A 13,034-nucleotide genomic window follows, 5' to 3' on the forward strand; every position below is an offset into this window, starting at 1 on the left:
GCCGCGGCACAACTTCACCGAACTGCCCCGGATCCGTTCGGAGCGTCCCGCGTTCGAACTGCACTACCCGCACATGGTCGAACGCCTCCGCGCCGAAGCCCACGTCGGACCAGGTGCCCACGGCGGACACACCACCGAAGTCCTCGAGAAGGCGCGTCGAGAACCACTGGCCACCGGCGACGACGAGCATTCGGGCGACTGAACCGGCAGCGCCGAATCACAGGTGCCGAATCACAGGTACTGCCCCGTCAATTCGGCTGCGCGCCAGCGTCCGTCGGCGATAGTGCGGAGCAGTACCTGTGTCGTCACTGCAGTTCCGTGCTCCAACACTGCGCGTCGCACCGTTTCTCGCACGTCCGCCCCGGAGACCGCAGAAGCGAAGGACCGCGCCACGGTATGGCAGTCCACAGCGTCGGCGCCGGGTATCGACGTCAGTATCCGACGCAGGATCTCGGCTGTCGCGGCGGTGTCCGGGTAGTCGATCTCGATGATCGCATCGAACCGAGCCGATCGCGTTGCGGCGGAATCGAGAGGCTTCGGATCGTTGGTCGACGCGATGGTCAGAACGTCGTCGTACTGCCGGGTGCCGTCGAGGACGGTCAGAAATTCCGCCAACAGCTCGTTCCGACCGCCGCTTCCCCTCGTGCCGATGATCAGATCGAGATCCTCGAGGATGACGACGGTGCGTCCGAGATATCTGGTCTCCTCGTAGATGGACCTCAGCGCACGAGATCCAGCGAGGGCGTCGACGATGATGACGGTGGCGTCTCCCATCAGCTCCCCGGCCACGACACGGCTGACGGCACTCTTGCCCACACCGGGAGGACCGGTCAGAAGCACTCCTCGGCTGGTTCCCAGGCCGAGCTGACGCATCAGGTCGGCGCGAGTGGTCACTGCCGCGATATTGGTGTCCAGTTCGTTCCACACTTCAGCAGGCAACACCAGATTCGAGCGGTCCTGACGGGGTAGGTCGACGATCGCCAGGCCGAGTACAGGTTTCGCGGTCGCCTGAAGAACACGTCCTCGGAAAAAGTTTCGAGGACCGCGCGCTGCGGTCATCGTCTGCGCGAGCAGTGCCCTGCCCGCCTCGGCGTCGACCGTGCGGGTGTAGATGCGAAGCTCGAATTGGTCGTTCATGAACGACGCTTCCCTCAGGCACACCACGACGTCGATCGGTGCGAACGAGCCACCGACGAAGAACACGGCAAGTTCCTTGGGCAGCGAAACCGACGTGCCGTCGATTTCCGTTCGCTCCCACGTCGGAGGACACGAATCCTCTGCGGGACCGACCGGAGGATTCCATGTCGACATGTCGTCCGCGAGGATCGCAGCCACTGCCGGACGCGTGGAGACCGTGAGGAGTTCGGTGGCGCAGACGACGTCGCCGCTCGACACTCCCAGTGAGGTCGAGACGAATGCGTCTGCCGTAGTAGCCGAGCGCGAGGCGCCGAGGAGCAGGTGTGCAATCGCGGCGACGGTGCGACGGACGGATTCCGGTTCACCGGACAGGCTTTCGTGCACTTCTGATGTCATGTGGGAGTCACGATTCTTTCACCACGCCGAGTACGTGGACTACTCCGCGTGCGCGAAGATCGCCAGAGTACTACATCGACAACACGGTCGCCCAGCCCATTTCCACGCGTCACCGACCGAGTAATCCCGTTTCTCAGAACGCTCTCAGCAGTCACGGTCATACTCGTGCAGTGATCCCCCGCGCAGCCCATCGCCCCACAGCGTTGACGCTGCACGGCCGTATCCGTGTTCTCACGATCAGTGTTGCGGCTCTCGCCGTCGCGGTCAGTGCGCTCGCCATCTACGTCGTCGCGGACCAGGCTCTTCGTGATCAGCTCGGTGACCGAGTGTCTCGCAACGCCAAAGCACTCATCACCGGAGCACAGTTGGGCGTCCCGCCGAACGCGTACGGTTTCGGCGTCAGCAGCCCCGACGGTCCGGCGATCAAAGTAGCTCTGGTCTCGTCGACCGGGGAACTCGTCACGTTCAACACCGAGTCCAAGCCGTTCACGAACTCGGCGGGTGTGCTCGACGCCCAGGAGCAGGCTGTCGTCGACGGGACGGCGCCTGATTCCCTCCGCGAGGTGCGCGGATACATGGTCGCGGCCGAGCGGACGACCACCGGCGAAACCGTCATGGTCGCCGAGTCACTCGAGTCCAACGATCCGCTGCTGGGGAAGTTGACGCTCGCTCTCGTGATGATCGGAGCATTCTTGGTCGCCCTGGCCGGAATCGCCGGTTCTGCTGTGGCTCGAACAGGGCTGAGACCGGTCAAACGTCTGCGCAACGCCACCGAGCAGGTGGCGCGCACCGGCGACTTGGAACCCATCGTCGTCAGCGGAGACGACGAACTCGCGTCGCTGGCCACCAGCTACAACGAGATGCTCGCCGCGCTCACCGTCTCCGGCCGCCGGCAGAACAAGCTCGTCACCGACGCCGGCGAGGAGTTGATGGAACCGTTGCAGACATTGCGAGCGAAGATCGACACCGTGATGGCACTGGACTCGGACGACCCGCCCGCGCTGTCCCCCGAGGAGCAGGACGAGCTTCGCGCGGGTGTCATGACCGACATGGACGTGATCATTCGGCTGGTCCACGATCTGGTCGATCAGGCCCGCGTCCAGTCGGAGGCGTCGCACTCCTGATCGACGCCGCTACCGTTCGATTCGATGCAGTCGAACGTTTCCGAGCGTCGAATCCTCGATGTCGGCGGTCATGTACGTACAGAACGGTTGCCGACGGCGGTCCGTGGGAGATCCTGGATTGAGCAGGCGCAGCCCGTTGTCGGCCGTGGTGTCCCATGGAATGTGACTGTGCCCGAACACGAGTACATCCGTGTCGGGATAGGCCGCCGCCATGCGTTTCTCACGTCCAGCGGCCTGACCTGTCTCGTGGACGACGGTGAGTCGGACGCCGTCGAATGTGACGTCTGCCCGCTCGGGCATGCGTGCGCGTAGGTCTTCGCCGTCGTTGTTCCCCCAGCATGCGATCAGCCGTGTCGACGCGGCCTTCAGCGCGTCGAACAGGTCGACCTCGACCCAGTCGCCGGCGTGGACGACGACATCCGCATCTCGGACGGCATCCCAGACTTGCTGGGGCAGAGCCCTCGCCCGCTTCGGCACATGAGTGTCTGCCAGCAACAGAAGTTTCACGCACTCCAGTGTGCACGCTCGGCGGTCGCGGGCGGGGAATCGTTATCGGACGATGCACGGTGGGTGTTCACCGGAAGTCCCTCGACTTGGATTGCACCCGCAGATCCAGAAGCTGCAGATGATCCGCCACCACGGTGGCTGCCCCTTCGGCGTTCTGTACCTTGCCTCGGATCAGCAATGCAGGAGCGGTGAGCGCAAGCTTTCGATACTTCGCCCACAGTCCGACCGAACACACGACATTGACCATTCCGGTCTCGTCCTCCAGATTGACGAACGTGACTCCACCCGCTGTCGCAGGCCGTTGCCGATGCGTCACCGCTCCCCCGACGAGTACCCGGTCCCCATCGGGAATTGCCAACAGCCGATGCGCCGGAACCACCCCGAGGCGGTCGAGTCGATCTCGAAAGAACTGAGTGGGATACGAATTCGGCGATACCCCCGTTGCCCATACGTCCGCGGACGCCAGATCGAGATCGCTCATACCGGGAAGCACTGGCGCGTGGGTCGATGCCCCGAGACCGGGAAGCAGATGCGGACGCTCCCCTGCCGCAGCGCCGGCAGCCCACAATGCTTGACGACGAGTGGTCCCGAAACAGCCGAGAGCGCCTGCTGTCGCCAATGATTCGGCCTGGGCGGTGGACAGCTCCACCCGTCCGGTCAGATCGAGGAACGAGGTGTACGGGCCACCCAGTACCCGAGCTTCGACGATCTTCTCCGCGAGCGCCTGACCGATGTGGCGAACATCGGCCAGACCCATACGAATTTCGAGTCCACCACCGCACAAGTCCGCGTACCAGGAACTGGCGTTGACATCCGGTCCGTGCACCTGGACACCGTGACGCCGTGCATCGGCGACCAACGATTGAGGGGAGTAGAAGCCCATCGGCTGTGCCCGCAGCAGTCCCGCGCAGAACGCTGCCGGATGGTGCAGTTTGAACCACGACGAATAGAACACGAGCGATGCGAAACTCTGCGAATGACTCTCGGGAAAACCGAAGTTGGCGAAGGCGGACAGTTTCTCGTAGATACGATCGGCAGCATCCCCGACGATTCCGTGCAGCTCACGCATACCGTCGTAGAACTTTCCGCGCAGTTCGTTCATGCGTTCCGGGGACCGTTTGGAACCCATGGCTCGGCGGAGTTGATCGGCATCCGCAGCACTGAAACCCGCGACATCGATCGCCATCTGCATGAGCTGTTCCTGGAACAGCGGAACTCCGAGCGTCCGATCCAGAGCCTTCTTCAACGACGGATGATCGAACGTGACCGGTTCGAGCCCGTTGCGGCGCTTGATGTACGGGTGAACGGATCCACCCTGAATGGGCCCCGGCCTGATCAGTGCCACTTCCACGACCAAGTCGTAGAACTCACTCGGCTTCAGGCGAGGCAACGTCGCCATCTGCGCGCGCGACTCCACCTGGAACACGCCGATGGAATCCGCTCGCTGCAGCATGTCGTAGACAGCCTTCTCGCTCAGGTCGATGTCCGCGAGGTCGATCCGGATGCCTTTGTGCTCGTCGATCAGATCGATCATGTAATGCAAGGCCGACAACATCCCGAGTCCCAGCATGTCGAACTTGACCAAACCCACCGCAGCGCAATCGTCCTTGTCCCACTGGAGAACACTGCGGTCGGCCATCGTCGCCCATTCCACCGGACACACGTCCGCAATGGGGCGATCGCAGATCACCATGCCGCCCGAGTGAATACCGAGATGACGCGGAAATCCTTCGATCTGCCGCGCCAGATCCAGTACCGGAGCAGGTATGTCGCTTCCCTCCTGATCACCGATGTTGGACCAACGGGTGACCTGCTTGCTCCACGCATCCTGTTGCCCCTGAGAGAATCCCAGCGCGCGAGCCATGTCACGCACCGAGGATTTACCTCGGTAGGTGATCACGTTCGCGACCTGCGCGGCGTACGTGCGCCCGTACTTGGAGTAGACATGCTGAATCGCTTCCTCACGCCTGTCCGATTCGATGTCGACGTCGATATCCGGCGGCCCGTCCCGCTCGGGTGCGAGGAATCGCTCGAAGAGCAGCTTGTTGGCAACAGGGTCCACGTTGGTGATGCCGATGGCATAACAGACAGCGGAGTTGGCTGCCGAACCTCGCCCCTGGCACAGAATGTCGTTGTCCTTGCAGAATTTCACGATGTCATGGACGACGAGAAAGTACCCGGGAAAACCCAACCGCTCGATGATGTCCAGTTCGTACTCGATCTGAGCGTGCGCCGCAGGATGTTCCGTCGGCGAGCCGTACCTGAGGCGCGCACCACGCAGCGCGAGATCACGCAGGTGACTGATCTCGGTATGTCCGGGAGGCACGTCGAACGGCGGAAGCTTCGGCGCGATCAAGTGAAGATCGAACGCGCACTCGCGACCGAGCCGGGCTGCGGCGTCGACCACACCGGGATGATGACGGAACAGCGCAGCCATCTCCGCACCGGACCGAAGATGGGTACCACCGGTCGGTGCAAGCCATCCCGACGCCTCGTCCAAGCTGCTTCTGGCGCGCACCGCAGCCATCGCCATGGCAAGACGACGGTTCTCCGGCGTCGCGTAATGGGCCGCTGTCGTGGCGATCACCGGAAGGCGAAAGCGGGCGGCGGCGTCGAACAGCGCGTCGTTGCGCTCGTCGTCCTCCGGCAATCCGTGATGAGTGAGCTCGACGGTGACACGGTCGGCACCGAATCTGTCGACCAGGTCCCGCACGGCAACATCCATCGCGTCCCGCCCGCCGTCGTGCAGGGCGCGCCGCACGTGCCCCTTTCTGCACCCGGTGAGGATCTGCCAATGCCCACCCGCGGCATCGGACAACGCGTCGAAGTCGTATCGAGGCTTTCCCTTGACGCCACCGGCCAGATGCGCCGCCGCGATCTCCCTCGACAATCTGCGATACCCCTCCTGGCCGCGAGCGAGCACCAGAAGATGCGTACCGTCCGGGTCGAGCTCACCTGCCCGCGACTTGTCCGTTCCCAACGACAGTTCGGCACCGAAGACAGTCCCCACACCCAGCGCCTTGGCGGCCTCGGCGAACCTCACGACCCCGTAGAGACCGTCGTGATCGGTGAGGGCGATCGACTCCAGCCCGAGCCTCGCGGCCTCCTCCACCATCGTTTCCGGCTGGCTCGCCCCGTCGAGGAAACTGAACGCGGAATGCGCATGCAACTCCGCATACGGAGTTCCAGTCACGGGTGCCGAAGTGACCGACCCTTCGTACGCCGCACGTTTACGCGACCAGGCAGGGCTGTCACCGCCGTCGCCGACGATCTCGGGCTTGTCCGGCCGCGCAGGACGCCCCGACAGCACCCTCTCCATCTCCGACCACGTCGGTGGACCATCGTTCCAGCCCATGACCATCCCCTCGTTCATCGAGAACTCGAACAGCACGTCCGAACAGAGGGGAAGACACCGTTCGAACGTGTGTTCTATTAGAGCGCACGACACCGACAGAAATCAACGTGTCGTCTCCAGCCACTAGGCTCGCTCTGCGATCGCATGTAACTAGAGAGCTGGAGTGAGAACGTGACACGTTGGGCTTCGTTCGTCGTTTCCCGTAAACGCTGGGTGCTCACCATCGCCATCGTGGCGGTGGCCCTCAGCGGGGTATGGGGAATCGGCGTGTTCTCCAAGCTCAGCGAAGGCGGCTTCATCGACCCGGGAAGCGAGGCCGCCGAAGTCAGCACACTCGTCGCCGGTCTCGGGCAACCGACACCGGACATCGTCGCCATCTACACCGCACCCGAAGGCAAGACGATCGACGACATCGCACCCGACGTCACAGCCGTGCTCGACGAGTTCCAGAACGAATACTCCGTCGAGAACGTCACGTCCTATTGGACGGCGAACGCCGCAGCCAAGCAGTTCCTTCTGTCGAACGACGGCACCAAGGCGCTCGCCACCGTCACTCTCGGCCCCGACTCGGGCGTCACGTTCTCGACGTTCGGTGACCTGCCGCCGAAGCTCGTCGTTCCCGGTGTGACTTCGCAATTCGCCGGCGGATCGGTGGTGGGAGTATCTTTCAGCACCACGCTGCAGAGCGACCTCGTGCGATCCGAGGCGATCGCGATCCCCATCACCCTGGTGCTGTTGATCTTCATCTTCGGTGGCGTGGTCGCGGCCGCGGTGCCGGTGTTCGTGGGCATCCTCAGCGTCATCAGCGCTTTGGCAATTCTGCGTGTACTGACGGTGGTCACCGAGGTCAGCTCGTTCTCCATCAACGTCGCCTCACTTCTCGGACTCGGCCTGGCCATCGACTACGGACTGTTCATCGTCAGTAGATTTCGAGAGGAGATGCGCGCAGGCGTCGACCCGCAGAACGCCGCAGTTCGCACCGTGCTGACCGCAGGCCGAACCATCGTCTTCTCGGGGCTGCTGCTGATCTGCGCATTCGCGGGAATGCTGGTGTTTCCGCAACCGGTCGTCAAATCACTCGGATTCGGGGCCATGGCCGCCGTCGCCAGCGCGGCAATCCTGTCGCTGACGGCTGTTCCCGCCCTGCTCGCGATACTCGGTCATCGCATCAACTCGCTCACCTGGAGCCGAAGCGCATCCGACCGCGGCGACGCGCGCGCACAGAAATTCTGGGGAGCCGTCGTCACCCGGGTGATGCGCACCCCCGGAATCGTCGCCGTCGTCATCGTCGCCGCACTACTCGTACTGTCCGCACCGATCCTCAAGGTCACGCTGGGAGAAGTCGACTACACCGCACTGCCTCAGAACGATCCGGCCCGCGTCGCCGTCGAGACACTGAACTCGGAATTCCCCACCACAGGCGAAGGCGCGACAGTAGTTCTCCGCGGCACCGATGGACAGAAACCCCAGGGCGCCCCGATCGCGGACATCACCCGCCAAGCAGAAGCCGTCGACGGAATTGCCCGGGTCCAGTTCACCGGCTCCGCGGACGACTTCGTCGTCGTCCAAGCAACATTCAGCGAACCCAGCGAAGGCAAGAGCGAAGTCGAATCGACCAGTGACGCCGTCGCTTCCCTACGTCAGATGACACCGCCGGACGGCACCGAGATCCTCGTCGGAGGCTCGAGAGCTCTCGTCGACGACGGCAACGCAGCGATCGCCAAGTGGCTGCCGGCGATGATCGCGATCATGGTCATCTCGACGCTCATCCTGTTGTTCCTCGCCTTCGGCTCGATCGTCCTCCCCATCAAAGCGGTCCTGATGGCAGGGCTGAGCCTCGGAGCCACCTTCGGTGTGCTGACCTGGGTCTTCCAGGAAGGACACGGCGCCGAACTGCTCGGCGTCACCCCGGCACCACTCGAAGCGACATTCGTCGTCCTCATCCTCGCCGTCGTCTTCGGCCTGTCCACCGACTACGAGGTCTTCCTGATGTCCCGAATGGTAGAAGCCAGAGCCGGCGGCGCCACAACGGAAGAAGCAGTGACCGTCGGCGCACAACGAACAGGACGCATCGTCACCGCCGCTGCCCTCATCCTCATCGTCGTCACCGGAGCATTCACCATCTCCGATCTGTCGATCATGAGATTCCTCGGCGTCGGAATGATCCTCGCCTTGATCGTCGACGCCACCATCATCAGAATGCTGCTCGTCCCGTCGCTGGTGAAACTGATGGGGGAAGTCAACTGGTGGGCGCCGGCATGGATGAAGAAAGTGCACGACAAAGTCGGTATCGGTCACTGACCTCGCCCGCATCCCTGTCTTCGTGGACCGAACGTGACGTTCGGTCCGAAAGCAAGGGTGGCCGAGGAACTTACTATGAAGTAAGTTCGGGGGATGGCGAAGTACATCGTTACCGGCGGTACGGGTTTTCTCGGGCAGAATGTGCTGCCCCTGATACTGAAGCGCGACGTGTCTGCGGAGGTGCATGTTCTGGTTCGGCAACAGTCGGTTGCCAAGCTCGAACAGCAGGTGGCCGGGCTGCCCGGTAACGACAGGGTTCATCCGCTCGTGGGAGACCTCACCGAACCGGGACTCGGGGTGAAGGAGGTGCCGTCGGATGTCGATCACATCGTTCATCTCGGCGCTGTCTACGACCTGACCGCCGGCGACGAGCAGTCCGGGGCGAATGTGGACGGCACTCGGGCCGTGGTCGATCTGGCGATGGCGACGGGGGCGAGGCTGCACCACGTGTCGTCCATCGCCATTGCCGGTGACCATGTGGGGACGTTCAGCGAGAACGATTTCGACAAGGGACAGGGATTCCCGACGGCGTATCACCGGACCAAGTTCGAGGCGGAGGCGATCGTCCGCGATTCGGCTACCGATTGGCGCGTGTACAGGCCGTCCGCGGTTGTCGGCCATTCCGAGACCGGCGCGATCGACAAGATCGACGGGCCGTACTTCTTCTTTCCGTTCTTCGCCGAACTTGCCAAGTTGCCGTCGATCCTGCCTGTCACGGTGCCTGATATCGGTGCGACCAATCTGGTACCGGTGGACTACGTTGCCACTGCCATCGTCGACCTGATCGTGCGGAACCCTCTGGGTCAGAGGGTGTTCCACCTCGTCAACCCCGAGCCTCAGTCGATGGTCGAGGTGTATTCCGCGTTCGGCGCGGCCGCGGGTTCGACGGCCAAGGTCGTGGGGATACCGGGGGCGGTTGCTGCTCCTGTCGTCTCGCCGCGGACGAAGATGGTCAAGAACGGTCGCGACGCCGTGCTCACACGGTTCGGTGTTCCACCCGTCATGCTCGATCATCTGACGCTGCCGACGGTGTTCACGTCCACTGCCACCCAGGCTGCGTTGAACGGACTCGTTCCGCCGCCGTTGAAGTCCTATGCCGACAAGCTGTGGACGCATTGGCAGAGCAACCTCGACCCGGACCGCGCGCGCAAGCAGGATCCGCGCGGACCGCTGGTCGGCCGTCACATCGTCATCACCGGGGGTTCCTCCGGAATCGGACAGGCGAGTGCCGTGTCCGCAGCCCGCAAGGGCGCAACGGTTCTTCTACTGGCGCGCGGCGCCGAGCAGCTGGAAAGCGTTGTCGCGGACATCCGTTCCTCCGGCGGGGATGCGTACGGGTATCCCTGCGACGTCACGGACACCGAGTCGGTGGAGCAGACGGTCAAGGCCATTCTCGGTGAGCACGGGCACGTGGACATGCTCGTCAACAACGCCGGGCGATCCATCCGGCGTTCGCTCTACCGATCGACGGACAGGCTGCACGATTACGAAAGAACGATGGCCGTCAACTACTTCGGCGCCGTCCGACTCGTGTTGGCGCTACTTCCGCACATGCGTGAGCGCCGCTTCGGTCATGTCGTGAACGTCAGTAGCGCAGCAGTGCAGGGCCACACACCACGTTTCTCCGCGTACGTGGCGAGCAAGGCCGCTCTCGACGCGTTCTCCGACGTCGCTGCGGCCGAAACGCTGTCCGACGGAATAACGTTCACGACCATTCATATGCCGCTCGTCGCGACGCCGATGATCACACCCACCGGCGACAAGAACGTCGGCCCGGTGGTATCACCGGAGAAAGCCGCGGCAATGGTGATCAGGGCGTTGACCGACAAGCCGAAGCGCATCGACACCCCTCTCGGCACTCTCGGCCAGTTCGGCAGCATCTTCACGCCGAAGGGCAAGGACCGGACGATGCATCAGTTCTACCGGCGGTTCCCCGATTCGGCTGCTGCCAAAGGTGAAGTGACGGAGGGCAAGGGCGAATCTCAGCCGACCCCCATACCTCCGACCTCGACATACGACGCGTCCAGCGCATCGGCGCGGGTCGGCAAGCTGGCGAGGCGACTCGGGAGGCTGGTCCCCGGAGCCAACTGGTGACGAAGCCGGTGCCGATCACCTGCGTATCGAGCGCACCAGCACCGAACCGAAGCCGGCGGTCAGATACCCCAGAGAGCCCAGCGCCAGAGTCCATTTGGCGATACTGACGGCTGAGGTGGCTCGCACGACCGAATCGGTGATGTGCTCGGGCCGATCCAGCAGGTGCAGGCCGACGATGTTCTCGACGTAGTCTCCTGCTGCCGAGAGAACAGGAGCGAGCGCAAGCGCACGTGCGGTGGCGGGTGGTATCGGCGTCAGCTCACCCAACCGCTCGGCACCGGCACGAAGGGCGACGGCGTAGATCGCAGGATGGACGAAATCCGGGTAATAGTGGCTTCGAAAACGCGCGGTCTCTCGAACGTCCATTTTCTCGAGAATCGCTCGATATCGTCGTGCCGACCACGCCGTCTGCACTTCGAGGACGCGGGGCCCGGCCGGACCGAGCAGCCGAACGATATTCGCTTGCGAGACAACGAAAAGCGCTGCACTGGCAATCAAGGGAACATCTCGTTTCGACAGTCTCATGCACTGATGGTAGATCCTCATGCAGGATCATTCGTAGATCCCTTCCACTCGCCACCCGTCGTCGCCGTAGAGAAGCAGCAGGGCACGGGTCTCCTCGAACAGCACCTGAACGCGCGCGCCCTGTGTACCTACGGTGGGATCCCACCAGCGTTCGTCGATCGGCCATGGTCCGGCCCACCCTCGTAGTGGCCACGCCTTGCTCCCCCACCGCAGTGTGACCGGGCGGGTGTCGAAACTTCCGCGCAGGCCGACGTGCACGTCGTTGCCGTTCGCGTCCTCCAGCGTCACCCGAGGAGACGTGTCCATCACTGCTGCCGGTGCGGGCGCGGGGAGCCTGCCGGGCCACGGAGCAGCCGGATCCGACAGGGGGACCAACTCGTCGCCCAGACTGCGCAGAGTCACTCGGTCGCCGGGGCCACGCCCCCCGCTCAGCACGCCGATCTTCACCGAGTCGCCGCCGAGAAGTCCCTGCACACGGACCAAGGCACGTCTGGCGCGTTCCTCCTCGTCGCCGACGCTTCCCCAGAGGCCGAGTTGGAGCTCACCGGCCGCGACCACCTCGACCGGTTCCAATCGCAGCATCGTGATGCCCGACGTCGGTTTGGCGACGCTACGCCCGGTGAGCCAGCCGTCGAGTTGCCACCGCACGCGGTCTGCGGTTCCTTCCGGGGTCAGCGGCTCGGCGCATCGCCATGTTCGCGAGAGGTTCTCGCCGTTGCCGGTCGATGCATGGACGAGGAGCCGAGTGCAGGCAACGGCAGCGGCCGCCAATTTCGTGTGCAGTTTCTCCGCCATTCCCCTGCCCGCGAAGGCCGCTGCGTCCACGCGATCGATCGGCGGATCGCACTGGTATTCCACGTTCAGGTCCGGTGGCAGGGCGCGAGCCGACGGTGGACGCTCCGCCTCACCCCTCGCGCTCCGATGGGCGAGCACGGCGTCGGTCCCGAAACGGGACGCCACATCACCGGGAGTGAGGGCTGCGAAATCACCGACGGTGCGCAGACCCAGACGTCGGAGGAGATCGATCAGGTCTTCCCTGCCCGCCGCGGCCAGACTGGGTTCTGCCGCCAGTTCCGATACCGGCAGCGGCGCGAGATAACGAGCCCCACCGCCCCGGGGAACGATCACGGCATGCCTGGCTGCGATAACCGCCGTCGACAACTCGTCGGCGATCCCTATCTGACATTCGACGCCGGCCGCGGCCGCCTGATCGATCAACCGCTCGGCTGCGTTGTGCTCGGATCCGAAGTACCTGCTGACGCCTCGGGCGCCGAGGATCAGCAACCCCGGCCGCAGTACCTCCACACCCGGCGCAACCATGTCGACGGCTGCGGCAACCGGCTCGAACATCCGGCCGTCTCGATCCGAATCAGCCGTCACCACATGCACATCGGGACAGCGAGCCTGGGCCTCACGTTTGCGCAGGCCCCGCCGTACACCGTGTGCGCGGGCAGGTGCCGAACATGCGATCACACGATTGGCGGACACCACCGCCACCGGGCTGGTCGCCGGAAGATCGGCGACGGCAGCAGCCGCGACCGCGGGCCAGTCCGGGCACCACAGCGCCAGCACCCGGCTCATGCCTGTGCCCGATT

At 64.0% G+C, this 13,034-nt stretch carries 8 protein-coding genes and 1 pseudogene; 4 read left to right on the forward strand and 5 right to left on the reverse strand.

What is annotated here, in order from left to right; genetic code table 11:
• Window positions 1–202: pseudogene (locus CH293_RS01225) on the forward strand (cytochrome ubiquinol oxidase subunit I); the annotation flags it as partial.
• Between the two features lie 29 nt (window positions 203–231).
• Here CH293_RS01225 and CH293_RS01230 read toward each other — a convergent pair.
• On the reverse strand, window positions 232–1,533 hold the full coding sequence (locus CH293_RS01230) for an ATP-binding protein (protein ID WP_255122651.1): 1,302 nt from the start codon (window positions 1,531–1,533) through the stop codon (window positions 232–234).
• 170 nt (window positions 1,534–1,703) lie between these two features.
• Between CH293_RS01230 and CH293_RS01235 the strand changes: the two genes are divergently transcribed.
• A complete protein-coding gene (locus tag CH293_RS01235) occupies window positions 1,704–2,657 on the forward strand; it encodes a HAMP domain-containing protein (protein ID WP_094719126.1) in 954 nt (317 codons plus the stop codon).
• A gap of 9 nt (window positions 2,658–2,666) precedes the next feature.
• On the opposite strand, the gene CH293_RS01240 is transcribed toward CH293_RS01235, so the two are convergent.
• Complete coding sequence (locus tag CH293_RS01240; protein WP_094719127.1) at window positions 2,667–3,164, reverse strand: metallophosphoesterase; 498 nt, start codon at window positions 3,162–3,164, stop codon at window positions 2,667–2,669.
• Between the two features lie 67 nt (window positions 3,165–3,231).
• Window positions 3,232–6,519: an error-prone DNA polymerase gene (locus tag CH293_RS01245; protein WP_217900734.1), complete on the reverse strand. Its 3,288-nt coding sequence runs from the start codon at window positions 6,517–6,519 to the stop codon at window positions 3,232–3,234.
• 171 nt (window positions 6,520–6,690) lie between these two features.
• Between CH293_RS01245 and CH293_RS01250 the strand changes: the two genes are divergently transcribed.
• A complete protein-coding gene (locus tag CH293_RS01250; protein WP_037108861.1) occupies window positions 6,691–8,820 on the forward strand; it encodes an MMPL family transporter in 2,130 nt (709 codons plus the stop codon).
• 93 nt (window positions 8,821–8,913) lie between these two features.
• Window positions 8,914–10,914 carry an SDR family oxidoreductase gene (locus CH293_RS01255; RefSeq protein WP_094719129.1) on the forward strand — a complete coding sequence of 667 codons (2,001 nt, stop codon included), beginning with the start codon at window positions 8,914–8,916 and terminating at the stop codon, window positions 10,912–10,914.
• Between the two features lie 15 nt (window positions 10,915–10,929).
• Here CH293_RS01255 and CH293_RS01260 read toward each other — a convergent pair whose 3' ends face one another.
• A complete protein-coding gene (locus CH293_RS01260) occupies window positions 10,930–11,439 on the reverse strand; it encodes a hypothetical protein (protein WP_037108866.1) in 510 nt (169 codons plus the stop codon).
• A gap of 27 nt (window positions 11,440–11,466) precedes the next feature.
• Window positions 11,467–13,020 (reverse strand): DNA polymerase Y family protein, encoded by a 1,554-nt coding sequence (locus tag CH293_RS01265; protein WP_037108869.1) that lies wholly within the window; start codon window positions 13,018–13,020, stop codon window positions 11,467–11,469.
• Window positions 13,021–13,034 lie beyond the last annotated feature (14 nt).

Source organism: Rhodococcus sp. 14-2470-1b (assembly GCF_002259415.1).
In the GTDB taxonomy this organism is placed as follows: domain Bacteria; phylum Actinomycetota; class Actinomycetes; order Mycobacteriales; family Mycobacteriaceae; genus Rhodococcoides.

Excerpts from the sequence above, each read along its gene's own strand:
- CH293_RS01230 (WP_255122651.1), bottom strand. The coding sequence starts at position 1,533 with ATGACATCAGAAGTGCACGAAAGCCTGTCCGGTGAACCGGAATCCGTC.
- CH293_RS01260 (WP_037108866.1), bottom strand. The coding sequence starts at position 11,439 with ATGAGACTGTCGAAACGAGATGTTCCCTTGATTGCCAGTGCAGCGCTT.
- CH293_RS01265 (WP_037108869.1), bottom strand. The coding sequence starts at position 13,020 with ATGAGCCGGGTGCTGGCGCTGTGGTGCCCGGACTGGCCCGCGGTCGCG.
- CH293_RS01255 (WP_094719129.1), top strand. The coding sequence starts at position 8,914 with ATGGCGAAGTACATCGTTACCGGCGGTACGGGTTTTCTCGGGCAGAAT.
- CH293_RS01245 (WP_217900734.1), bottom strand. The coding sequence starts at position 6,519 with ATGGGCTGGAACGATGGTCCACCGACGTGGTCGGAGATGGAGAGGGTG.